This window comes from Arthrobacter sp. SE2 (assembly GCF_058244265.1).
Genome location: NZ_JBZAYA010000006.1, coordinates 254281 through 277738, shown reverse-complemented (window position 1 = coordinate 277738; position 23458 = coordinate 254281). Strand labels below are relative to the sequence as shown.

Annotated in this window: 25 protein-coding genes; 9 read left to right on the top strand and 16 right to left on the bottom strand. The window is 62.0% G+C overall.

Going from position 1 to position 23458, the window contains the following annotated elements; all coding sequences use genetic code 11:
- Positions 1-122: 122 nt before the first annotated feature.
- The gene (locus AC4CS3_RS11280) at positions 123-416 is read right to left on the bottom strand and encodes an HPr family phosphocarrier protein (RefSeq protein ID WP_236810890.1); all 294 of its coding nucleotides are present in this window, start codon (positions 414-416) and stop codon (positions 123-125) included.
- Between the two features lie 164 nt (positions 417-580).
- Between AC4CS3_RS11280 and AC4CS3_RS11275 the strand changes: the two genes are divergently transcribed.
- Positions 581-1372 (top strand): GntR family transcriptional regulator, encoded by a 792-nt coding sequence (locus AC4CS3_RS11275; RefSeq protein ID WP_490783542.1) that lies wholly within the window; start codon positions 581-583, stop codon positions 1370-1372.
- Positions 1373-1466: 94 nt separating this feature from the next.
- On the opposite strand, the gene qcrB is transcribed toward AC4CS3_RS11275, so the two are convergent.
- The 4 genes from qcrB to ctaE form a co-directional block, all read right to left on the bottom strand.
- A complete protein-coding gene (qcrB, locus tag AC4CS3_RS11270; RefSeq protein WP_490783541.1) occupies positions 1467-3140 on the bottom strand; it encodes a cytochrome bc1 complex cytochrome b subunit in 1674 nt (557 codons plus the stop codon).
- Complete coding sequence (qcrA, locus tag AC4CS3_RS11265; protein WP_437770034.1) at positions 3118-4188, bottom strand: cytochrome bc1 complex Rieske iron-sulfur subunit; 1071 nt, start codon at positions 4186-4188, stop codon at positions 3118-3120. The genes qcrB and qcrA overlap by 23 nt, the downstream gene beginning before the upstream one ends.
- Positions 4189-4287: 99 nt before the next feature.
- The gene (gene qcrC, locus AC4CS3_RS11260; protein ID WP_490783540.1) at positions 4288-5076 is read right to left on the bottom strand and encodes a cytochrome bc1 complex diheme cytochrome c subunit; all 789 of its coding nucleotides are present in this window, start codon (positions 5074-5076) and stop codon (positions 4288-4290) included.
- Positions 5077-5164: 88 nt separating this feature from the next.
- On the bottom strand, positions 5165-5803 hold the full coding sequence (ctaE, locus tag AC4CS3_RS11255; protein WP_236810900.1) for an aa3-type cytochrome oxidase subunit III: 639 nt from the start codon (positions 5801-5803) through the stop codon (positions 5165-5167).
- Positions 5804-5951: 148 nt separating this feature from the next.
- Here ctaE and trpD point away from each other — a divergent pair, with 148 nt between their 5' ends.
- Positions 5952-7010: an anthranilate phosphoribosyltransferase gene (gene trpD / locus AC4CS3_RS11250; RefSeq protein ID WP_490783539.1), complete on the top strand. Its 1059-nt coding sequence runs from the start codon at positions 5952-5954 to the stop codon at positions 7008-7010.
- 23 nt (positions 7011-7033) lie between these two features.
- Here trpD and AC4CS3_RS11245 read toward each other — a convergent pair whose 3' ends face one another.
- Both AC4CS3_RS11245 and AC4CS3_RS11240 read right to left on the bottom strand, forming a co-directional pair.
- Positions 7034-7315 carry an Lrp/AsnC family transcriptional regulator gene (locus AC4CS3_RS11245; protein WP_078108932.1) on the bottom strand — a complete coding sequence of 94 codons (282 nt, stop codon included), beginning with the start codon at positions 7313-7315 and terminating at the stop codon, positions 7034-7036.
- A gap of 61 nt (positions 7316-7376) precedes the next feature.
- A complete protein-coding gene (locus AC4CS3_RS11240; protein ID WP_490783538.1) occupies positions 7377-7775 on the bottom strand; it encodes a DUF3054 domain-containing protein in 399 nt (132 codons plus the stop codon).
- 154 nt (positions 7776-7929) lie between these two features.
- On the opposite strand from AC4CS3_RS11240, the gene AC4CS3_RS11235 reads away from it, so the two are divergent.
- Positions 7930-8304, top strand: coding sequence for a VOC family protein (locus AC4CS3_RS11235; protein WP_490783537.1), 375 nt, complete (start codon positions 7930-7932; stop codon positions 8302-8304).
- Between the two features lie 133 nt (positions 8305-8437).
- Positions 8438-8857: a VOC family protein gene (locus AC4CS3_RS11230; RefSeq protein ID WP_441414357.1), complete on the top strand. Its 420-nt coding sequence runs from the start codon at positions 8438-8440 to the stop codon at positions 8855-8857.
- 63 nt (positions 8858-8920) lie between these two features.
- Here AC4CS3_RS11230 and AC4CS3_RS11225 read toward each other — a convergent pair whose 3' ends face one another.
- Positions 8921-10447, bottom strand: coding sequence for an LCP family protein (locus AC4CS3_RS11225; RefSeq protein ID WP_490783536.1), 1527 nt, complete (start codon positions 10445-10447; stop codon positions 8921-8923).
- A 119-nt stretch (positions 10448-10566) separates the two neighbouring features.
- Between AC4CS3_RS11225 and AC4CS3_RS11220 the strand changes: the two genes are divergently transcribed.
- From AC4CS3_RS11220 to AC4CS3_RS11210, 3 genes are all read left to right on the top strand, one after another.
- Positions 10567-11199 (top strand): LysE family translocator, encoded by a 633-nt coding sequence (locus AC4CS3_RS11220; protein ID WP_441414359.1) that lies wholly within the window; start codon positions 10567-10569, stop codon positions 11197-11199.
- A gap of 119 nt (positions 11200-11318) precedes the next feature.
- Entirely contained in the window at positions 11319-13364 is a 2046-nt protein-coding gene (locus tag AC4CS3_RS11215; RefSeq protein ID WP_490783535.1) for an Ig-like domain-containing protein, read from the top strand.
- Between the two features lie 20 nt (positions 13365-13384).
- Complete coding sequence (locus AC4CS3_RS11210; RefSeq protein ID WP_490783534.1) at positions 13385-16189, top strand: LuxR C-terminal-related transcriptional regulator; 2805 nt, start codon at positions 13385-13387, stop codon at positions 16187-16189.
- On the opposite strand, the gene AC4CS3_RS11205 is transcribed toward AC4CS3_RS11210, so the two are convergent.
- The 7 genes from AC4CS3_RS11205 to AC4CS3_RS11175 form a co-directional block, all read right to left on the bottom strand.
- Entirely contained in the window at positions 16177-16584 is a 408-nt protein-coding gene (locus AC4CS3_RS11205) for a GbsR/MarR family transcriptional regulator (protein ID WP_490783533.1), read from the bottom strand. The genes AC4CS3_RS11210 and AC4CS3_RS11205 overlap by 13 nt on opposite strands.
- 114 nt (positions 16585-16698) lie before the next feature.
- Positions 16699-17451, bottom strand: a complete 753-nt coding sequence (locus tag AC4CS3_RS11200) for an efflux permease Rv1217c-related protein (RefSeq protein WP_490783532.1) — start codon at positions 17449-17451, stop codon at positions 16699-16701.
- Positions 17448-17618, bottom strand: a complete 171-nt coding sequence (locus AC4CS3_RS11195; RefSeq protein WP_490783531.1) for a hypothetical protein — start codon at positions 17616-17618, stop codon at positions 17448-17450. Before AC4CS3_RS11195 ends, AC4CS3_RS11200 begins: the two co-directional genes overlap by 4 nt.
- 97 nt (positions 17619-17715) lie before the next feature.
- Positions 17716-19185: an MFS transporter gene (locus AC4CS3_RS11190; protein ID WP_490783530.1), complete on the bottom strand. Its 1470-nt coding sequence runs from the start codon at positions 19183-19185 to the stop codon at positions 17716-17718.
- The gene (locus tag AC4CS3_RS11185; RefSeq protein WP_490783529.1) at positions 19182-19748 is read right to left on the bottom strand and encodes a cysteine hydrolase family protein; all 567 of its coding nucleotides are present in this window, start codon (positions 19746-19748) and stop codon (positions 19182-19184) included. Before AC4CS3_RS11185 ends, AC4CS3_RS11190 begins: the two co-directional genes overlap by 4 nt.
- Before the next feature lie 5 nt (positions 19749-19753).
- Positions 19754-20203 (bottom strand): MarR family winged helix-turn-helix transcriptional regulator, encoded by a 450-nt coding sequence (locus AC4CS3_RS11180; RefSeq protein WP_490783528.1) that lies wholly within the window; start codon positions 20201-20203, stop codon positions 19754-19756.
- Between the two features lie 75 nt (positions 20204-20278).
- A complete protein-coding gene (locus tag AC4CS3_RS11175) occupies positions 20279-21145 on the bottom strand; it encodes a PhzF family phenazine biosynthesis protein (RefSeq protein ID WP_490783527.1) in 867 nt (288 codons plus the stop codon).
- A gap of 165 nt (positions 21146-21310) precedes the next feature.
- Here AC4CS3_RS11175 and AC4CS3_RS11170 point away from each other — a divergent pair, with 165 nt between their 5' ends.
- Positions 21311-21952, top strand: coding sequence for a dihydrofolate reductase family protein (locus AC4CS3_RS11170; RefSeq protein WP_490783526.1), 642 nt, complete (start codon positions 21311-21313; stop codon positions 21950-21952).
- A gap of 104 nt (positions 21953-22056) precedes the next feature.
- On the opposite strand, the gene AC4CS3_RS11165 is transcribed toward AC4CS3_RS11170, so the two are convergent.
- The gene (locus tag AC4CS3_RS11165) at positions 22057-22317 is read right to left on the bottom strand and encodes an META domain-containing protein (protein ID WP_490783525.1); all 261 of its coding nucleotides are present in this window, start codon (positions 22315-22317) and stop codon (positions 22057-22059) included.
- A gap of 513 nt (positions 22318-22830) precedes the next feature.
- Between AC4CS3_RS11165 and AC4CS3_RS11160 the strand changes: the two genes are divergently transcribed.
- Complete coding sequence (locus tag AC4CS3_RS11160; RefSeq protein ID WP_490783524.1) at positions 22831-23418, top strand: SMI1/KNR4 family protein; 588 nt, start codon at positions 22831-22833, stop codon at positions 23416-23418.
- Positions 23419-23458: the final 40 nt, after the last annotated feature.

Here is a 23458-nt window from a genome sequence, read left to right as displayed (position 1 = left end):
ATCTAATCTTGACTACTTAGCCAACAGGTGTTGCAACGACCCCTAGAAACCGCCAATTGGTGGGGCCCGCCGTCGTTGTATCCGGATTTCACCCGAGGCGCGCGCTCGGCACGATTGCCGGCTCACTGCCCTTCTACGGCCTCCAGGACGGCCGAAAGCGCAGCCAAGGCATCGTTGACCTCATCAAGCGTGCGGCCGGCTTGCAGCGCTTCTCCGGAGACCGACAGCACCACCTCGCACCCGTGGCCGAAATCTTCGGTCATGACTTCGAGCAAAGACCGGGCATCCACCGCTTGCTGGCCGGGCTTACGAATCGTCACCGGAAGGCCCGTGGCCGTCACAGCCCGCACGAACATGGCAGCAGCCCGTGCATGGAGACCGATCTCTGCGGCGACGATGGCTTTGTGCTCGGGCAAACCGGCTCCTTTGATTCGGACGGCCAGATGCCGACTGCGATTTTGATCCATACAAGCGTAGCGCCGCAACACGACGGCGCCGTTCGCGGAGATCAGCTGGTCTAGACCTGCCCGTGGATTGGCCTACGCTTATTTCATGAGAGATTTCGTGGCCGGAGACCGTCGTGCCCGCTGATGCAGCACGTATCGCGGGGGAGATCGACCGCAAGAGCGGCACTCCCATCTACGTTCAACTGCGCGAGATCCTGCGCAGCTACATCTCCGAGTCCTGCAAGCCCGGCGCGGCATTGCCTTCGGAGCGCGACCTCTCCGAACGATTCGGACTTGCCAGGATGACGGTGCGTCAAGCCATTGATGCCCTCGTCGGCGAGGAAGTCATTGAGCGCGTGGTTGGATTGGGAACTTTCGTCCGCAAACCGAAGCTGGACCTCCAGGTGAAGCTCACGTCGTACAGCGAAGAAATGCAACGCCGCGGCATGGTTCCGGCGGCCAAGGTCCTGAGCTTTGAACAGATCTCGGCCAGCGCCTTCCTTGCGAGGGAACTCCAGCTGGAGGAGGGGACGCCATTGGTCCGCTTCAGACGGCTCCTCCTCGCTGACAACGAGCCCATGAGCGTGGACGAGAACTTCATCCCTGCCCATCGCGTGCCAGGTCTCTTGGACGATGCGCCCCCCACGTCGCTGTACAACGTGCTGAGTGAGAAGTACGGACTGGTGATGGAGTGGGGAGAGGACATGATCGAAGCAACGGCAGCGTCGCCATCAACGGCGCGGCTATTGAACGTAGACGTCGGCACTCCGTTGCTCAAGATTCAGCGCCACGCTTTCGTCGCCCGCGCCATGGTGGACTACTCCGTGTCGTACTACCGTGCGGACCGGTACAAGTTGTGGGTCCCGTTGCAGCGCCCGGGCGTCCGGTCCACCCGGAGCCAATCGACGGGGTATCGCACCCACTAGCTCAAAGCATCCAGAACCGCCCGCGTGAAAGCCCGGAGAACGAGATAAGGCCCCGTCCACATGGACGGGGCCTTATCTGTGCTATCTGCTGGAACTAGTGGCTAACGCTCTTGACCTCTTCGCCGGACTCGATGGCCTCATGGTGGCCGTGTCCGTGCGCAGCTTCAAGCTCTGCCGGCGTTGCCGGAGCAACACGGTCTTCGAAGAACCACTTGGACAACGCCGCGCGGCGCTTCTCCTTCGGCGTGACGACGCCATGCTCGTTCGGCTCGGCCGGCAACGGGGAAGGCGATTCGAAGCCCACAAGCTTGTAGTGCTTGTAGTCGTCCAGTGGTGCGTGAACCTCGATGAACTCACCATGCGGCAAGCGCACGATGCGACCCGTTTCACGACCGTGCAGGGCAATCTCGCGGTCCTTGCGCTGCAGCGCAAGCGCCACACGCTTCGTCACCATGAACGCAATGATCGGGCCGATGAAGAACAGCGTGCGCAGCCAGTAAGTGACGTCGTTCAGGGCAACGTGGAAGTGCGTTGCGATGAGGTCCGAGCCGGCTGCGGCCCACATGACGCAGTACCAGGTAAACCCTGCGACGCCGATGGCAGTGCGGGTAGGAGCGTTGCGAGGACGGTCCAGAACGTGGTGCTCACGGTTGTCCTTGGTGATCCAGCGTTCGATCCACGGGTACATGAACAGCACCGTGAAAATGATGCCGGCGGGAACCAATGCGGGCAGCAGCACATTCAGCGTCAGCACGTGGCCGAAGATGATGTATTCGAAGTGGAAGTCGTTGACAACGCCAGGCATGAGTCGCAGGGCGCCATCGACGAAGCCGATGTACCAGTCGGGCTGGGTACCCGCCGACACGGGGGAGGGGTCGTACGGCCCGTAGTTCCAGATCGGGTTGATCGTGAACATCGCAGCCATGAGCGCGACGACACCGAACACGATGAAGAAGAAGCCGCCGGCCTTTGCGGCGTAGACCGGTCCCAGGGGGTAACCGACGACGTTGCCGTCGTTGCGGCCCGGGCCGGGGTACTGCGTGTGCTTGTGCACAACCACCATGAAGAGGTGGATGACGATCATGAGCAGAATCATGGCCGGCACGAGCAGGATGTGCAGCACGTACAGGCGGCCGATGATGGCTGTACCCGGGAACTCCCCTCCAAAGAGGAAGAACGAGATGTACGTGCCGATCACCGGGATCGACTTGATAACGCCGTCGATGATTCGCAGGCCGTTGCCGGAGAGCAGGTCATCGGGAAGGGAATATCCCGTGAAGCCTTCAGCCATGGCCAGGATGAGCAGGACGCCGCCCACTACCCAGTTCATTTCACGCGGCTTGCGGAAAGCGCCCGTGAAGAAAACGCGAAGCATGTGAACACCGAGCGACGCCACGAACAGCAAGGCCGCCCAGTGGTGGACCTGGCGGAAGAACAAGCCGCCGCGAATGTCGAACGAAATGTTCAGCGACGAGTTGTACGCGACGGACATTTCGACGTTGGTCAGCGGGGTGTAGGAACCCGAGTAGTGGGTCTCAGCCATGGACGGGTCGAAGAAGAACGTCAGGAAGGTACCGGACATCAGGAGAATGACGAAGGAATACAGCGCCACCTCACCGAACATGAACGACCAGTGGTCGGGGAAGACCTTCCGGCCGAATTCACGAAGGATTCCGGATCCGCCGACGCGCTCGTCAACGAAGTCCGTGATCCGGCCAACCTTGGTCTTGGGTACGAAGGGGACTTCAGCTGTTGATGAGGCGCTCATGCTCGTCACGCTCCCAGTAACTCGGTCCTACAGGTTCTTTGAAGTCGCTCGTTGCTACGAGGTAGCCCTCAGCGTCCACCGCGATGGGCAGCTGGGGGAGCGGACGGCTGGCGGGGCCGAAGATAACCTTGCATTCCTTGGTGAGGTCGAAGGTTGACTGGTGGCACGGGCACAGCAGGTGGTGCGTTTGCTGCTCATAAAGAGCAACAGGGCAACCGACGTGGGTGCAGATCTTGGAGTAGGCAACGATTCCGTTGTAGCTCCAGGTCTCGCGGCCCTTGGAAATGGTCAAGTCATCCGGGTTGAGGCGCATGAGCAAAACGACGGCTTTGGCCTTCGCGTTGAGCTTGCCCTCCTGGAGTTCGTTGAGGCCTTCCGGGATCACGTGGAATGCAGAACCGATGGTCACGTCCGATGCCTTGATCGGAGTTCCGTCAGGGTCTCGGGTGAGGCGCTTGAGCTTGCCGTCCTGGGGAGCCCACATGGTGTGTGCGAGCGTGTTGTCGGGACGGGGACCAAGGTCACCAAACACTGCCAAAGCCGGAAGAGGCGCCAGTGCCACGGCACCCAAAAGGGTGTTGCGGATCAGCGGGCGACGCTTGATGCCGGTTTCCTCGACGATGTCCTCGACGATTCGCACGGCCGCCTGCCGGTCTTCCTCGGTGCGGATGGCGTGGCGCTCTTCCGAAACCTCGTGGTCCGGCATGAGGGCCTTGGCCCAGTGCACGATGCCGGTGCCGATGCCGAGCATCGCAAATGCGGTGCCCAGGCCAAGCAACAGGTTTTGGGTGCGGATCGTTGCGATCGTGGAGTCTTGCCCAAGATCGATGGCAAAGTACGACACCAGGAAGATCACCGTGCCGATGACGGAGATGCCAAACAGTATGGCCACCTGTCGCTCGGCTCGCTTAGCGGCTCTCGGGTCCGTGTCAGCCAGGCGCAAACGGTGCGGAGGAAGCCCAGGATCCTGGAACTTCTCCACATCATTCTGACCAGCCGTAGCTACGGTGCCCGAGTGGTTCGGACTGCCGTCACTATGGTTGCCCATAATTCGCCTCATCCTTCTCTCGTTGTCCCGGCCGTAACCGGGTTAATGTTCAATTCAAAACTGCTGTGGGGACAGCAGAAGTTTTTGTCGTGCGCTGGCCTAGGACGTACGGGACGTCAGCCAGATGGTGAAGGCGATGATGACGCCAAGGCCTGCAACCCAGACGAAGAGACCTTCGGATACGGGACCGAGGCCTCCGAGGTCGTTTCCACCCGGCGAGCCGTTGGTTTCGATCTTCTTCAGGAAGGTGATGATGTCGCGCTTGCCCTCAGGAGAGATGTTGGCGTCGTTGAAGACGGGCATGTTCTGCGGACCTGTGGCCATGGCTTCATAGATGTGCTGGCCGGAGACGCCAGCCAGGGCCGGTGCGAACTTTCCACGGGTCAAGGCACCGCCTGCGGCTGCAGCGTTGTGGCACATCGCGCAGTTCACGCGGAAGAGTTCGCCACCCTTGGCGGCATCTCCCTTTTCGTCGAGCAGTGATGCGTCGGGAATTGACGGGCCAGCGCCGAGCGAAGCGACGTAGGCCGCCAGCTGCTGGGTCTGCTGGTCGTTGAACTGCCGCGGCTTTTCCTGGGCCTGGGGTCCGTTCATCTGCATGGGCATACGGCCGGTGCCAACCTGAAAGTCAACTGCAGCAGCACCTACGCCGACCAGCGAGGGGCCGTCCTTGGATCCGCTGGCGCCCATGCCGTGGCAGGTGGCGCAGTTGGCGGCGAAGAGCTTGCCGCCTTCCTGGGCGTCGCTTGCGCTGAAGGTAGTGGTGTCTGCCTTCGCCTGGTTGACCGCTGTGGCAACGGCGTAGAGCCCACCAGTGACGAGGAGTCCCATCAGCAGCAGCGCAATGGCTGCCAGTGGATGACGTCGCTTCTGCGAGAGTGCCTTCACGTGGTGGTTCCTTTATTCGATCCTGCGTCGGCTCCGCGAGCCGCTTCTTTAAAATTCATCCTCTTGTGGAACAAGAGTGGGTGCCGGGCTACTTCAGGACGTAGATGACCAGGAAGAGGCCGATCCACACAACATCCACGAAGTGCCAATAGTACGAGGTGACGATTGCCGAGGTCGCTTCAAAGTGTCCGAACTTCTTGGCGGCGTATGCGCGGCCAATGATGAACAGGAAGGCGATGAGGCCGCCGATGACGTGGAGGCCGTGGAAGCCGGTTGTCATGTAGAACGCGGAGCCGTAGGCATTGGCCGAAAGCGTCACGTGCTCGGACACAAGCATCGCGTATTCGGTGGTCTGCCCGGCAACGAAGAAGGAGCCCATGATGAACGTCAGGATGAACCATTCGTTCATGCCCCAGCGGGTGAACTGCAGCACACCGCCTCGACGGCGCGGCTCAAGTCGCTCGGCAGCGAAGACGCCCATCTGGCAAGTGAAGGAACTCGACACAAGGACGATCGTGTTTACAAGCGCAAACGGGAAGTTGAGCTTGCCGGTTTCTTCCGCCCACAAGGCGCCCGACGTGGAGCGCAGCGTGAAGTACATGGCGAAGAGACCGGCGAAGAACATCAACTCACTGGAAAGCCACACAACGGTTCCAACGGAAACCAAATTGGGGCGATTCAGCGTCGGGTGCGCCGGGGTACTGGGGGCATGGGTCGCAGATGTCACAAGGACATTATGTCTGTAAAAGTCCGGACTTCCCAATGCGAACCGCCATTTGGGGAGACTTTTTCTACAAACACGCGAATTCGCGCGGAAAAGTTCCCGCCCTCCTTAGCATTGGTCACGGAGCAGGGTGGATCGCTAGCATCAAGTGGTGACTTCACAGGCATCTGCAGAGCAGGCAAGCAACTCGTGGCCCGGACTCATCTCCGCATTGATCAACGGGCATGACCTCTCGGTCGAGAACACGGCATGGGCCATGAACACGATCATGTCCGGAGAAGCCGCGCCTTCCCAGATTGCCGGTTTCCTCGTTGCCCTGCGCGCCAAAGGGGAAACGGTGGATGAAGTCACCGGACTGGTTGAGGCAATGCTCTCCAACGCCAAGCCCGTGAGCATTCCGGGCGAAAAGCTTGACATCGTAGGCACCGGCGGCGACCGGCTGAACACCGTCAATATCTCGACGATGGCTGCACTCGTCGCGGCCGGCGCGGGAGCACGCGTCGTAAAGCACGGAAACAGGGCGGCATCGTCGTCGTCGGGCTCCGCAGATGTCCTGGAAGCCTTGGGCGTGAGGCTCGACTTGCCGATCGAACGCGTAGCCCGCAACGCCGAAGAGGCGGGAATCACATTCTGTTTCGCCCAGGTATTCCACCCGTCTTTCCGGCATACCGGTGTTGTCCGGGCGGAACTTGGCATTCCCACGGCCTTCAACTTCCTGGGACCAATGACCAACCCGGCCCACGTCCAGGCTTCAGCCGTGGGTGTTGCCAACGCCACCATGGCTCCCTTGATCGCCGGGGTCCTGGCGCGCCGGGGGAGCCGCGGATTGGTGTTCCGCGGGCAAGACGGACTCGATGAACTCACCACCACCGGACCATCCACGGTGTGGGAAATCAGGAACGGGCAAGTCGCCGGGCAGCGGTTCTCGCCGGCCGATCTTGGGATCGCCGCGGCGACCGTCGCCGATCTCCGAGGGGGCGACGCCAAGGCGAATGCCGCCGTCGTGCGCGAAGTACTTGAGGGGAAGCCGGGCCCGGTCCGCGATGCCGTATTGCTCAACGCCGCCGCAGGCTTGGTGGCCTTCGATACTTCTGCCGACGGGTCGTTCCTGGAACGAATGAAGTCGGCCTGGCTGCGGGCTGCGGAATCCATTGATTCCGGAGCGGCTTCAAGGGTCCTTGACACATGGGTCGGACTCAGCCAAAGCTAGGCGCGGCGCCAGGATTCCGGCTGTTACTGCTCGAAGCCCAGCGAAAACGCTGCGTCCAGATCATGCTGTGAGTATGCGCGGAAGGCGATGTGCGTGGTGGTGTGAACCACTGCGGGAACCTTGGAGAGTTTGTCGGCGATGACGTCCGCCAACTCCTCGTGCTTCGCTACACGCGCCACGGCAATAAGGTCCCATTCCCCTGTGACGGAGTAGACCTCGCTGATCCCTTGGATGGCGGAGATCTCTTCGGCCGTCTCCGGGATGCGTGAAGCGTCGGTCTTGATCAGGACAAAAGCGGTGATCACTGGGGGCGGCCTTTCCGAAGTGCAGCAGTGGACGTAGCAAGCCTAGTCCATCGCCGGGTGCTTAGGACTGGCGGCTCCGTCGACGGACCCGCACCACAAGGGCGATCACGGCGCGGTAGCCAAGCAGCAGGATCGCCAAACTGACCAAGGCGACAATGATGAACGCGAGCACCACGGTCTGTCCGGTGGCCGCACGCAAAAGCATGCCCCCGGCCACGGTTCCGATCCATATGCCGACGCCGGCTGGCCAGGTCTTGAAGGGTGCCCTCCAGGCCCGCACAACGAGCCAGCCGATCACGGCACCGGCAAGAAACGGCCAAGCCGTGGCAAAGACCCCGGTCAGCACGTCAGCGCGCTGGTGTGCGTCGCGGCCGATGGCGGCGAAAACAAGAATGAGGATGGCGTCGGCCAGTCCGGCGAAGAGGGCAGTGCGGACCAGGGCGGATTTTGCAGCAGGCATGGAATCGACACTATCCCGCACTGATGCCGAACTCGAACCGGACGGCCTGCGTGTGCCACCGGGCTCTTGAACCAGCACCCCTTGAACCAGCACTGAGTACCGCGGAAGATGTGGCTACGACCCTTGAAGCGACGCCGATCCCCGGAGGTACAACATGAGGTTGATCCAGGTTGCCCAGCGGGCGGTGGACCTCGACCGGGCATCCGCGTTTTACTCCCGGCTGCTGGGCAGTGAGCCGACTGGAAGATTCGATCCGCCCGGCCTGCTCTTCTTCGATCTCGACGGCGTCCGGCTTCTCCTGGATTGCGGCGCTCCGTCGTCGCTGATCTACCTTGAAGTAGCCGATCTCCGGCTCTCTCTTGGAGAACTCCGCGCCTCCGGGGCAAAGATCGTCCAGGAACCACAATTGGTCTACAGCCACGTCGACGGGAGCCTTGGGCCGGCCGGGACCGATGAGTGGATGGCCTTCATCAAGGACAGCGAGGGCAACACAGTGGGCCTCGTCGGCCGCGAGCCAAGTGGCAGTTAGGAAGCTGGCCCCAGGAAGCGGACAGCCGCCGTCGGGCAAGAAAGAATTCGGCTGTAGATGGTCCCGGCCGGCGCTGTTAGCATGACGAAAAGGTAGCTGATCGTGCTGCCCCCAAACACTGAGGAGCCATGTAATGACCACGAACCTCAACCCCTACATCAGTTTTCGGGACAACGCCAAGGAGGCGATGGCCTTCTACCAGTCGGTCTTCGGAGGCGAGCTGACCCAAAGCACTTTCGCGGAGTTCCACGCGAGCGAAGACCCCGCCGAAAGCGACAAGATCATGCACTCGGCACTCAAGACAGACAACGGATTGCTGCTCATGGCCGCGGACACCCCCAACAGCATGGATTACAGCCCGGGAAACAACATCTCGGTGTCGCTTAGCGGCGACGACGAAGCGGAACTTCGCGGCTACTGGGACGGACTGGTCGACGGCGGAACGGTCACCGTGCCGATGGAGAAGGCACCGTGGGGGGACATCTTCGGGATGCTCACTGATAAGTTCGGCATCGCTTGGCTGGTCAACGTTTCGGGAGATCAGCCTCAATAACGCGAAAACAGAAAGCGCCCTCCGCCCCGCAATGCGGGACGGAGGGCGCTCTGTCTTCCGGGGCTATCCGACCGGGTTGGTCGTCTGGCAGGTCTGATCCTGGGCGGTCTGGGCAACCACATCGTTGGGCTTAGGGGCCGGAAGTGTGGGCTTGTCCCCGGAAGCGAAGTCTTGCCCGGCGTAGAGCTGGACTCCCTGGACGCTGGCGACCTGCTGCACGCTCGTCGCCGGCAACCCGAACATTGCGGCGACGTCCGCAGCAACGTCGGCGAATCCGGCACCGTAGTAGACCATGGTCTGTGGCCTGGCATCGGCTTGGATCTTGGCCAGCTTCGTGAATCCACCGGCGGAGAGCAGCGATCCGATCTCCTGGCTTCTGCCGGTCACGCCCGTTCCATTGGCGACGGTGACCGGTTGAAGCGCCTTGTTGTATCCGGCCTTCGGAGCTTCGGTCGATGGAGCAGGGGACGCCGCGGCGCTTGGTGCGGGCTGGCTGAGGTCGGGGCTCTTCGTCAAGGCAGCAAAGAAGTTGCTCGCCGCCGGTTGGTCGAGGTCGAGCCGGTTGGGGTCGGACGCCGCCGGGACGTTGGGCACGGTGATGAAGTTGACCTTCGCCGGGTCAATGTTCTTGAGCCTGCCCGCGATGGTCAACAGGGCCGGAACCGAGGCGAGACCGTTGTCGACGGTGAGGTTCTTGGTGACGGTATCGGCGATGCCGAGCATCTTCTGGGGGTTTCCGAGTGTTCCGTCAGCTTTGAGCTTCCGCACGAGGGAACCAAGGAACGATTGCTGCGCCTTGATCCGTCCGAGGTCTCCGCCATCGGAAAATGCATGGCGGGTGCGCAGGAAGGCCAGGGCCTGGTCGCCTTCCACCTGTGAGGTGCCCTTGGGCAAATGCAATCCGGAATCGGGGTCGTTGACGGCAGTGCTCACGCAGACGTCGACGCCGCCGACGGCCTTCGATAGTTCGGTCACTGCGTTGAAGTCGGCCATCATGAAGTGGTCAACTTCCAAACCCGTGAGCTTGTTGACGGTGTCAACAGCGCAGCCGATGCCAGCCTCGGCCATGGCGCTGTTGATCATCGCATTTTGCCGTTCGGGGTATTGCTTGCCGGTTTTGTTGTCAGTGCAGGCCGGAACATCGACCAGCAAGTCCCGGGGGAAACTGATGACGTTGACATGGTTGTTGTCCGCGGAAATATCCAGCAACATCATGACGTCCGATTGCCCGTAGCCGGAGGATTGGTCGGTGGTGCCGAACTGCCCGTTCTTCCCGCTCCTGGTATCAGTGCCCAGGACGAGGATTTGAAGCCGGTCCTTGCTGTCGTCCACCGGTCCTTCCGTCCTGACGCCGCCGGCGCCGAGTGCGGATGATGAGATGTTGGACTGAAGGCGCCATACCCAATACCCTCCGAACGCGATGACTGCGATCAGCAAGACAGCCACTGCGGCGCTGGTGATTTTGAACCAGCGGGGCGAGCGGCGAAAGCTGAACCGCCGGCTGCGGGCAGCCAGCTTTCCCTGGCCCGGGTAGGCAACAGGGGTTGACTGACCCGACTCCGGGCTGGGTGCATCGTGGCGAGTGACCAAAAGGGGAACTACCTCTCCGGGGGAAATACGGACGGCCCTATTGTAGCCGGGGGGTCTGGGAAGCTTCCGTGAGGCCCGCGGTACCCAGTGCAGATACCGCGCAATGATTCAATGGAAACATGACTCTGAGTTCACTTGCGGCGTTCGTCGGATTGTGCTTGATTTTGGCGCTCACGCCGGGCCCGGACTCGTTCCTCGTCCTGAGGTACAGCCTGTCAAACGTCAAGGCCGGCCTCTCGGCCGGCCTCGGTTCTTCGCTTGGCAGCATCTTTTGGGCAGGGCTTGTCGGCATTGGATTGGCAGCCCTTCTGGAGCAGTCGGCCGAGGCCTACAGGGTAGTGAAAATCATTGGTGGCCTGTATCTGATTTACCTCGGGATCAGCGCCTTTATCCACAGCCGGCGCGGACAGCCTACCCGCCACGAACAGGATGCCCCGGAGAACGGCCCCAAACTGCGCTCGAGTTTCTTCGCAGGACTTGTTTCGTGCATGCTCAACCCCAAAGTCGGCCTGTTCTTCCTCGCTGTGGTGCCCCAGTTCCTTCCTCCCGGGGAAGCATCCTTTGGGCAGACGATGATTCTCGGAGTCATCGACTTCGCAATTTCGATGCTCTACCTCGGAGTCCTGTCTTTGGTGGCAACCAAAGCCGTTCTCTGGCTGAAGAAGCCATCTGTGACGAAAGCACTCGAACGGACCTCTGCCGCGATCCTTACGGCGCTTGGCCTGGGGACCGCGGTTTCAGCAAACAGCTGAGCTGGGGTGACCTATTCGTTGTGAATAGTATTTGATCCCGCGGACGGGACTTCCAGCTTCCCGTACCTAGTGTTCCCGGCATGAGGCCTCTTTCAGTACGCAAGCCATTGGCTGTGCAAATGTCCATGTTCCTGCTCGCGGGTGCCGTTGGCGCTCTCGGGCTCAGCGCTCCTCCTGCAAATGCTGCGTCAACAGCTCCATCTGTCGCTCCGGATCCAACTCCCACCAAACGAGACTTCGCCAACGTCAATGGAGACACGTGGATCGTACCGGCCGGCGTGCGCTCCATCGATGTCCGGGCATGGGGCTCCGCCGGCGGAGGTGGCGGACCCATCAATATTCCTGGCACCGCCTTTGTTGTGAGCAAGGATGGTCCTGGCGGAGCAGGGGCCGACATTCGTGCCACGCTGCAAGTGACCCCCGGCGAGACACTCAAGATTTACGCTTCAACACCTGGCGGGGGGACAGGGTCGCGGCATAACCCAGGCGGCGGCGGATCGGGATTCATTCGCGGAGGTTCAGGGGGCACCGGTTCCCTCGCTGGATCTGCCGGTGGCGGGGGCGGCGGCGCGAGTGCCGTAGTCAACGGGCAAGGGACTCCGCTCGTTGTCGCCGCGGGTGGCGGCGGGGGCGCAGGCCACGGAGCTGCTTTCGTCAATTGCAATGGCGGTGCTGGCGGCGCCGCCAACCAAAATGGCCAGTCAGCTGACGGGTGGTGTGCGGGCGGGGCACCTGGGGCCCACTCTGGCGCTATCGGGCCTGTCGGCGCGGCGGGAACCGGCGGCGGCGGAGCCGGAAATTCGTCCAGCGGCGGCGGAGGAGGCGGTGGCGGCGGCGGTTGGCTGAGTGGTTCAGGCGCTTCTGGCAGCCGCGTAGGTGGCGCCGGAGGCGGCGGCGGCGGTGGCGGCAGCAGCTACGTTGACCCCGCTGCAAGCAACGTGGCCAGGGGATACAACGCAAGCAGCGGTGGGGTCAGCGTCTGGTACACCCCCGACTACGCAACAAGGACCAGCGTCGTCGCGACGACGAATCCTTCCATCTTCGGCACTCCCGGCGGCTACGTCGCAACAGTCGTCAACTCCGACCTTGGCGGGGTGGTTCCAAGCGGCGAGGTTGCAGTTACCGACAAAGGCGGCACGGAGCTTGCAATAGCTACTGTCGACGCCGCTGGAACTGCCAACATCAGAGCAATCGACCTCCCCTCGGGTTTCCACGATCTCACTTTCACATACCGGCCACGCAACACCGATTCCTACAAATTGCAGTCCTCTACGGCATCCCTGACCCAACTCGTACAGCCTCTCGCAACGCGGATCGTCAATACGACGGTTTCCGCCGAGCTGCTGAGCAAGCCCGCTACGATAACGGGCACGGTGTCTGCTGACATGGCCGCGGCGATCGCGAAGGTCGCGACTGCGTCGAGTGCTTCTTCTCCTGCTGTGCCGACAGGGCAAGTGACGTTGAGTTTGGACGGCAGCGTCCTCGGAACGGCGCTTCTGGATTCACGAGGCGACTTCACAATCGAGATCCCCTGGGCTGAGGGCAACCGCACAGTTCAACTAAGCTACGACGGCGACACCAACTTCAGGCCCGCAGAACCGGTGACGGTTCAAGTGAACGCCGCGCGGGCCCAAGCGACCGTCCTACTTGTTCCATCGTCAATTTCCGTCTTGGAAGGCCGGGCCGTGGACGTACGGGTAAACGTCACGGCGAGCAGCGCGCTCCCGGTGCAGCCTGGGGGAACCATCATTTTGACAGTTGACAACCAGCTCCCTCTGCCTGCGGTGACTCTGGTCTCCGGCTCGGCCGCTGTCACCCTTCCGGCGCTGTCCACGGGGAACCACGAAATAAAAGTGGACTACTCAGGCGACACCTATTTCCTGCCTGCTTCGGGAGCGCCGGCTTCAGTTACCGTGACGGCTCCGGTCGTGCCAACGGTTCCGGCATCACCCGGAGCGCCGGGCACGGCATCGTCCACCGTGGTCCTGCCCGCGGCGTCGACGGCGTCGTTTGGCAACCTGGCGTACACCGGGTCCAACGGTCCGGTCTTCGCCGGATTGGGACTCGGGGCCGTTGCCGCGCTCGTTCTGGGCTTGTCCCTCCTGCTCTGGAGCCGACCTCGACACATTGGCAGACCCCGCGGGCCGCAGGGAAGAAAAGGCTGATCTGCCAATAATATGGCGGCATGACGTCACGCACGGTCGTACATCCCGCTCTATCAGACGATGACACTCCCGCCGCTGTACTGAGACGCACACGCCAGTACGGTGGCGGGATTGTTGTGCTCACTGGGATTCAGGGGATAGGAAAAACGACGTGGTGCTTGCAGTTCATGGATGCTCTGAGGCGGGCAAACGTGGTGGCGTGCAGTGCGGACACCTTTGAAAGTAGCCTTCCGCTCTCCTTTGTTGACAAGCTCCTCGTGGCCTCAGGCCAACGCCAGCTCGAACCCCTCTCGGATCCTGTCATTGCCGCCCGCCAACTATTGTCTGCGCTGGCTTCCCGGCCGAAGAACATTCGTTGCATTGTCATAGACAACGCCCAGTGGATTGATGAACGCTCCGCCAAGGCCCTGCGGTTCGTGCTGCAGAGACTCGCAGACGACAGGATCACAGTCGTCTTGGCAGGTGTTTCAGGAGCGGGTACCGCCGCCATCGATCGGATGGTGAGTGATGACCTGTCCTGGGGCTTTATCAAACGGGTCACACTGGAACCGCTGAGTCCTGAACAGGTCCAGGACTACGTGGCGCGGGTCTGGGACCGAACGATGTCGGCGCGCACTGCGGAACGGCTTCGAGGGAGCACTGGAGGTACTCCCTTGTTGATCAACGCCGCAATGGAGCATGCCGCCGGGCCCGAATATTCTGCCCAGAACCCCTGGCCCGACGCGGTTCCGTATATCGCCCCCGGAAACAATCCCTTTGCCGGCATGCTCGACGCATTGGAGCTTGGACCTGCCCGATCCGTTGTCGAGTTCGTGTGTGTCAGTCGCGACCCGATTGAACAAGAGCGCGTGCGGCGGATTGGCGATGCTTTGAATGAACCAACGGACGTCGCGGCAGCACTGGCGAGCGGGCTGGTCCGGGGCACACGGATCGGGCAGACAGTGCAATTGCGCCCGTTTCATGATCTGCTCGCTGTCGGGGTGCGGGACAATCTCAAGAGCCACCGATTGTCTTCCATCCATCGCGCAATTGCAGGCGAAGTCGATGATCCGAGACTTGCTATGCAACATCGATTGCTGGTGCAGGAACCCGGGACGGTCGCACTCTATACGGATGTGACCTCCGGCGTCGATCACGCTTTGGCCGATGGCCAGCCGGAACTCGCGTTGCAATACCTACGCTCGGCGATGGACAGGTTCCACGGAAGCCGCCGGGACGACTGCATCATCGAAGCCTGCGTCCTTGCGTCCGTCCACCATTGCATTGCCGAAGTGATGGACCTTCTGCCTCAGGTGCAATCCATGCGTCCCGGCGCAGTGCGGGACTTCGCGCTGTTGCAGTTGCTTCAAATGAGGCCGGATCTGGACCGGGTCGGCCAATTTGCCGAAGAGCTAATCGCGAAAGAACTGAACCACCCTGACGAGGCCCTGCTGCGGGCCCACATTTCGTTGGCAATAGTCGTCTCACGCATGGTCTCCGACGATAAGTCCTCCACCGCCGTCGCTGTCGCCCAAGCGCACCGATACCTGGAGCAGCTGAGCCAGTCCAAAGGGGCGGTCCACGACCCTAGGCTTCGGCACCTGCCCTCAGGAACGGACCTGGGCCTGCAATTCGATGGATTCAACCTCATCGGTGCAAGCGGCACCCAGGATCCAAACCGGATCTCGAAGGCTTTCGCGTCGCTCAGTGCACGGATCGCTGGTGCGAACGACAGTCCTGCCTTGGCCGACGCATTGACCTGCAGAGCCGGCTTCCTGAGCGTGACTGGCGGCATCGAACAAGCCACGGTCGATCTGGAGAGGGCCATGGAAGTCTCGGCTTCGACCGGGGCGGGCCTGGCAATCGGGCACACCAGGGTTGTGCTCGCATACTGCTATTTCCTGCTGGGAAGGGTGCAGGAAATGCTGACGGTGGTCCGCACGGCGCAATTGCTTTCCCTGGATGTCAGCGATGTTTCCTCCCGCCCCCTCGTTTTCTCGATGTCCGCGGTCCTCGAGGCAGTACAGGGCCGTTCGGAATCATACGAAGCTGCGTTGCGCCGCGCGGAAGAAGTCCGAATCAGCGAATATGACACTTTCGGAGTCGAACTCAGCGGCCTTGCAAAGCTCGAACGAGCCCGTTCCTTGGCCGAATGGCAACAACAGCTGGACGCATCAGAGGCGATCACATTAGCCACGCCATCGACACACAGTTACAGGATTGACGCCTTGGCTGGACTGGGTCGTGCGGAGGAAGCGGACAGGCTGTTGCAGGCCTGCAAGGATATGAATGGTAGCGGATGGTGGCCGGTGTATGGCTCGCTGGACTGGTTGGAAGGCAGGGTCAGCGAAGCGTATGGACTATCCAGCCGGGCGGCCAAGTTCTACCGGCTCGCGGCGAAGGAATCGCGCTTCCCTTTGTCGCAGGGCATTGCCCACCTCGACCTTGGCCGGCTGCTCATCTCGATGGGAACCACGAAAGCCGGTGCGACCGCCCTGAGGGGTGCCGTAAGGATCTTCCTTGTACTCGGCGCCGCGCCGTACCTCAGCCGTGCGATGAAGTTGCTCGACGGGCTGAGCGACAGGCCCGCCAATCCGTACCTACAGGCATTCGAGTCCCTTACTGGACGGGAACGGGAAATCGCCTTCTATGCCGAACGAGGCATGACCAACAAGCAAATCGCCGCCCAGCTATTTGTTTCGCCCGCCACGGTGAACTTCCATATCCGGAATGTCCTGGCCAAGCTCGGCCTCCGCTCTAGGCGGGAACTCGGCCAGCTATTCAGTGCCGGCTTTGAAGGCTCCGCTCCGAGCCAAGCCCGCACGCCCTTGCGTCATCCCTTCTGATCATCGCGGCGTTTCTCCCATTCGGTCATGAGTTCGGGGAGCCGGGCATGCAGGAATCTGTAGAAGCTCGCCATTTCCTCCAGCCGGCCGGCGGCCGTGGAGGTGCGCTCACCAATTGCTTTGCATGCGGCGTCGGCGAGGTCTGCGAGCGCGCGGTAGACCGGACGTTCATGGGCGAAGGCTGCCAACCAGGAATTGGGCGGAACCTCGTAACGGTCCCGGCGACTGCCGGGCTGGGCCACCCTCCTCACGATTGCTATGGATTGCAGATAGCGCACCGCACCGGAGATTGCTGCCGCGCTGACACCGAGCACCTCACCTAGTTCGAGTGCCGTCAGGCCCCCGTCTTCCGCGACAGTCAGCGCCATGAGAACGCGCGCAGGCATTTTGGGCATGCCGCTGCAGTAAGGATGGCGGCCGATTGTTCGGCCGCCTCGCGAAGTGCTCGTTCGTCTCTGGCCATTCGTTGCTTTCCTTTCTCGGCCTGCCGGTCCGGCCGTTCCTCGGCGCTAAGCCGTGTTCAGTTCTCGCCGCTTCATGCCCGCAGTCGCCACAATCGCGACCATCACCGCGATGCACAACATCCATGGGCCTCCGCTCCAGTCCGTGGAGGTGCCGATCGGCACGGGGGAGTGGGTGAACGGTGAAATGTCGCGAATCCATTCAGGCATGCCCACGAGCCCGCCGAACAGCCCGAATACAGTGCCGAGGCCCAACAACGTCCACCCCAGGCCAACCGTCCACCCGGGCAGCGCGACGAACACGAGCCCCAGCACACTGAGGTACAGCAATGCTGCCGGCAGCTGGGCGGCTGCCGCAGCGAAGGAGTCGCCGACGCGCGCTGAGTCATCGCCCACTGCCACGGCGCTGAGCCCGGACGCCGCAGCGCCGCTGAGAAGCACCAGCACGATTGAAGCGGCGCCCACAAGGGTTTGCTGGCCCCAGCCCTCCTCTTCGGCCGGCGAGTGGCGTACCGACAGGAAGGTGTTCATGAGGCCGGCGAGCACGGCGATGAACGTGAAGATTTCGAAGAAGACGAATTGATCAAGTCCGCCTCCTTCGGGTGTTCCCCGAAGCACCAGAATGCTCGGGTTGGCGACGGCGAGCTGCAGGATGTTCTCGCGTCCCGCGGGGTCGCCGTACGTCTTTTCAACCGCGGAGACGGAGAAGAGGGCCAGGAGTGCGATGCCGACAATCCAGATCAGCAGCTGCAGGCGGTCGCGCCGTCGTCGCTGAAGGAGCAAAGTGACCAAAGTTCTCATCGCACGCTCGCCTCCTTGGCGGCTTCCCGACGTCGGGCCTTGCGCGAGCGGCGCACCGCCAGCGACGCTTCAGCCGGATTGAGCTCATCGCCATAGTGCCGCAGGAACAGTTCCTCGAGCGACGGCGGAGCGACCCTCAGGCCTTTGACGTCGAGTTCCGTCAGCAAATTTGTGAAAGTTCTTAACGGAACCTTAACGCGGTGGCGGAACGCTCCGGCAGGGTTTGCATCTGACGCGACGTGAGGTTTTGGCGTTCGAAGTATGTCAATGCTCGGCGGCGACGGCCGGAACGCTGCGATCAAACGCCGTCAGGAGCACCATCGATGCTCCAATGGCGACCAGAATCCAGGCCAAATTGTGGAAACCGGCGTCGGTGGCGGACGGCCCGAAGGCGATGCCGATGAGGCTGGAGGAGCCGATCGCGCCCAAGTACATTGACGTCCGCAGCAAGCCCGAGGCCACTGCGATCTCCGCGGCAGTCGTTTGCAGGTACAGCGCCGCCTGATTGGCGAAGCTGCTGAAACCGTTGGTCAGGCCAAGCAGCAAGGTCATGCTTATGAGCAGCGCGTCGCCGGAGCCATGGTTCACGAGCAGCATCACCCCCGCGGAGAGCGTCAAAGCGACGCCCGCAAGGATCAACGGCCAGCGGACCCACGCCCGACCGGAGACGACCCGCGCCACGACGATGCTCAGCAGGCTCAGCGGAATCAGAATCAACCCCACCGCCGCAGCGTTGAGCCCCATGCTTTGTTCCATCCACTGGCTGGCGCCGTACATCGATGCGTAAGTGGCCAGAGCGGCCAGGATCGCACGCAGGTAGGTGCGCTGCAGCGGTCGGTTCCTGCCCAACATCCGCACGTCGATCAGCGGACTCCGCGCATGCCGTTCCCGCAACAGCAGCACCCATGCGAGGACCACAGCCAGCACGGCTAGCCACCAGGCCGGCGTCGTGAGCGCCGAAAGGAACACCAGCAGCGAGATGATCGCACCAGCAAACAGGGCGATCCCCGGCAGGTCCAGCATTGTGAGGAGGCTGCCCAGGCCCTGTTTGCGGACCGGCGCGTCTTTCGCCACTCCAAGCAACGTGAAGGTGAAGGCCAGCAGAGCCAGCGGAATGTTGACTGCGAACAGGGCCCGCCAGCCGAACGCGCCGGCCACCACTCCACCAAGGGGCAAGCCGACGACGGCGGTCACCTGGGCTGCGATCGAAAAGTTGCCCAGGACGCGGCCCGGGACGCCGATGCCGGACTCATCGGCCCGCCGGCGGACAAGCGCCATCGCCGTCGGGTAGCACGCTGAAGTCCCGACGCCGATGAGTGCCCGCGAAATGAGCAGCACGCCCAGGTTTGGAGCCAACACGCCTACGACCCCAGCCAGCAGGAGGATGGCGACGCCGGAGAGGAAGACGCGCCTGGGCCCGAAGAGGACGGAGATATTCCCCATGGTCGGTTGGGCCACTGCGCTGCACAGGTACAGGACGGATATGAGCCCGGCGGTGGCTCCCGGACTTGAGCGAAAGTCTGCCCCGATGCCGACCAGCGCGGTGGCGATCATCGAGCTGTTGATCGGGTTCAGGGTGGAGCCAAGCAGCAGCGGTGCCGTGAATCTCCAACCCAGCGGGTTCGAGGGCCGATCACCCTGGCCTGAAGCCTCGGCCCGAGTCGCGGACCGTGGGGGAGTAAGCGGTCGCTTGCCCGTGTCAGCTGGGCTCGACGCCGCGTCCGGCGCGGTCACGACCGGGTGGTTTCAAGCACGTCCAGGATTTCTTGGGTCGTTCCGGTCTCGCCCAATCGGGGAAAAATCGTTGTGACCGAGTTTTCGTGGGCGTTCATCGTCAGATCGGTCATCGCGTCGAGGGCGAGAGTGACGTTAAGGCCGGCTTCGTGGGCGCTCCGCGCAGTGGATTCCACGCCAATGCTGGTAGCCACACCGGTGAGCACCACCTGGGTCACACCAAGGTCTTCCAGGAGTGTGCCCAGGCCGGTGTTGGTGAAGGCGCCCCACGTTTTCTTCGTGACCAGATGATCGCCTGGTTGCTGATTGAGTTCGGGCAGGAGTTCGGCGAAATCGGCGGGGAACTCCCTTCCCGCGGTACTGCCTTGATCTGTCCGGCCGGGCGCGCCGCCAGTGACGTTGACCAGCACCACGGGCAGTCCGTGGCTACGGAAGGCATCCGCCAGGGTCGCGGAATTCTGCACAACCGGCTCGACTGGATGGGCTTTCGGGGAGGCAACTATTCCCCGCTGAAGGTCAACGACGATGAGGGCGGTCTGTGGGTCCAGCGTGGTGATAGTCATGTTTCTCACGGCTCCAAAAGGCGTTTGAGTAGGTGGATGGCGCCGGGCAACTGTTTCCGCTCATCCGGCGTGAGTTTGGAATGGATGGTCCGGTACAACCAATCAGCCTTGGCCGCCCGGCTGGCGCGGATGCTCTCCCGGGCTTCGGCTGTGAGTGACAGGATCCTCTGACGCCCGTCGGCAGGATCGGGGCCGCTCTCAACAAGTCCTGCGCCGGAAAGGGCGGAAATGATGGCTCCCATGGACTGGGGACGCATGCCCTCGGCGCGGGCCAGCGCTGACAACGTGGCCTGCCCGTCACGCTCCAAGTGGATCAGCACGGCCTTTTGTGCATTCGTCAGGTTGTCCACCTGGGACTGCTCGCGCAGCCGCCGTGTCAACTGGCCAATGAGGACGCGAAGCTCTGCGGCAACTTCGAGCATGCCGGTCGTGTCCGCATCCGGGTGGGGGTTCATAGCAATGACGCTACCAGATAGTAAGGCAAACTGAATAGGTTGCCTTACTATCTATGTTTTTCGAGGCCTTACTGGCTACGAGGGATCGGCGATCTCCACGGCTTCACCACTTACGACAATTCCGCCCTGCGGAGGAATGTCGACAGTGAGCACACTCGCACGGCCGACGTGGCTGCCTTGGTGCACAATCACCCGGCTCGGCGTCTCCACAAGCGAAAGCAACCGCAGGTATGCGCCAAAAGCCGCGGCCGCTGATCCTGTCGCCGGATCTTCAGTGATGATTCCTACTGGGAAAAGGTTGCGCGAGTCGAACTCGCCTGTACCGATCTCACAGAGCGTCGTGACGGTGCCTGCCCAGCCCTGGGCATCCATCAGCGCACGCATGGCTTCGGGGTCGAAAACGAACGAGTCAAAGGTGCTCCGTTCGGTGAAGACGAGAACGGGGTGCCAGTTTCCGGCAAAGGCAACCATCGGAGGGTAGCCCGGGTGCAGTTCGCCTTGGCCCACGCCGAGCAGTCCGCGCAGGGAATCCAGAACACCATCGGGGAACTCGGCGACCCGGGGTTCCACGCTCGTGAAGCTTGCCGTGACCGTGTCGCCGTGGCCCGCCGTCGTAATCACCACGGGCCCCACCTCCGTATCGAACACAAAGGTTCCGGTACCGTCGCGCCCTGACAGGGCGACAGCCAAAGCGATAGTGGCATGGCCGCAGAACGGTACCTCGGCGATGGGGGAGAAGTACCGCACACGGTTTCGGCGGGCGTCCCCGCCAACAGTCTTCCCGGTGACAAAGACCGTTTCCGCATAACCGATCTCGGCCGCAATTGCCTGCATCCGGGCGTCGTCGAGGCCGGTTGCGTCCAGGACTACTCCGGCCGGATTTCCTCCTCCGGGAGTGGCGGTAAAGGCGGCATAGCGGAGTACGTCCGGAGTCTGTTCCATCCGGATATCGTCGCACGGAAGGCGCGGTCATGATCGAACCGCTCTTGCCACTATCTAGCGTTCGACGGCGTTACCGGACCAAGGGCGTAAAGGCTTGGGACAATGAGGGCACGTAGCGTGGATCCAGAAGGGGTCCGCAGCCGTTGTTCGACGGGGTGAAACGACATGAGGCTGACGACCACGACCAACGTCTCAGTTGACGGCGTGATGCAGGGATTGGGCGGAGCAGACGAAGATTGCCGAGGCGGCTTTGAGCGCGGGGGATGGGCGATACCACTTCTGGACACCGAAACCGGGGACTATCTCAGCGAGGTCTACGGCGGTGCGTCCGCGTTCCTCTTCGGGCGGCGGACCTACGAGATCTTCGCGCCCTACTGGGGCATGATGATCGATCCGAGCATCAACCCGATTGCCGCCGCATTGAACAGCCGGCCCAAGTACGTCGCGTCAACGAGCCTTGCCGACCCGCAATGGGCGGGCACCACGGTCTTGTCCGGCGACCTCGGCACGGCAATCGGCGAACTGAAGGCACATCACGACGGCGACCTCCTGGTGCCGGGCAGCGGCGTCCTGGTCCGATGGCTGCTCGCCAACGACCTGATCGACCAGCTCGACCTGCTCACCTATCCAGTGGTCGTCGGCCATGGCACACGGTTGTTCCCCGAATCCGGTCCGGACCTTGCGCTCGAACTGGTCAGCTCACGGACCACGTCCCGGGGCATCACCATCCAGACTTATCGACCGGCTGGGCGTCCTGAGTACGCCACGTCCACTGTCGATCCCGAGGACGTGTTTCAGGGCAGCTGATGTGTGGCAAGGATCCTGGTGGGGGAGGAGCCCCGTGATGGACTAGCGGCGCCTCCGAAGTGAATTCCGCCTGGCGGGCAGGGTAAAGCCACAACGAGCCGCCGCTATTTGCTTTTGAAGCTGAGCGTGTCCGCTCCGGTCGTCCAGGTCAGAGTGTCGTGGACGAACGACATTTCGATCGGGCGACTTAGGAATTGCGTGACCCACTGCTCCTGAGCAGAAGACTCGCCGCCGCAACCCATCGCTCCGACTGCGTGTTTGCCAAGTGTGAGCGTGTTCCCGGTGATCACCGCCGGTCCGCTGATCGGATTGCACGGGGTTTTCGCTGCGAACTGAAGCCCCCCGCTGACGGAATACAGTTCCACTCTTAGCCCGCCTGCCGCCACCCACGGCTGGGTAGCGCCGTTGGATGTCCCCGAAATGCTGACGTATTGCGAACATGGGGCGGACGGCAGGAATGACGTACGCGTCGCCACGGGAGGCGTGGAAACGGTCGGGGAAAGCGTTGTGACGTCCGACCTTGTTTTGCCTACCAGGCCCGATGCACAATGTCCTGTCTCATCCAACGTGATGCACGGAGCGTCCAGATTACGCGGGTGCGTCAACTGTAGTGAGACAGATTCTCCCGATTTGTCTCACTACAGTTGACGCAGATTGGAGAATCTCAATGCGTACCAGGGTTCAAGTTCAGTGCCTTGGCGGAGCATTCTTCAGCTTCGGTCGACGTGCCTAAGGGGAACTGGAACCTTGATGGGCTTTTATGATCGATTCCGTCTACTCTTGCGGCATGCAAAGTTCACATCCTGCACGCGGCCTCGGCGCTGAGAACCTAGGTCGCGTTCCACCCGTCCGGGATCTCATCTGCTCCGGCGGGCGCGATGAGTGATCTTGCGGCGGTCCTTGGTCGTATCGAGCTTGGCTTGAACGCTCTGGGGAGACAGGCAGTGTTAGAGAAATTGCTTCCGGGTAAACCTGGGTCCCGGGTCAGGGACTGCATCAATTCAGTTGCCCTGCCTTCCAATGCCCAGGTCGAGTCGCTGTTCGGGTGGCGCAACGGAACGAACACACAATCCGTGACGTCGCTTGATGACATTCATGTCTTCCCTGGCTTCTACTTCCTTTCGATTGAAGATGCGACAGCCAACTACCGAGCTTTCCGCAATGATGATCGTTGGAGTCATGGATGGCTGCCCCTGTTTGCAAACGGAGGGGGCGACTTTTACGTGGTTGACCTCGCAAGTGATTGCCCAGGATCCGTTCGGCATTTCCGGATTGACGAGGACGAACATCCTCTCGAGTTCGAATCGATCGCGGCAATGGCAACCACAATGGCTGCAGCCTTTGAAAGAGGCACCTTCTTCGTCGACTCTGACGGCTACCTCGAAATGGACGACATCGCTTTTGCCGCGTTGGCCGCGGAACTAAACCCGCTTGTTCCTTGGTGGAACGAGACCATTCAAGGCTAGGTAACGATCAAGTACGGTGTGACGGTCTCCGGGCCCAAGG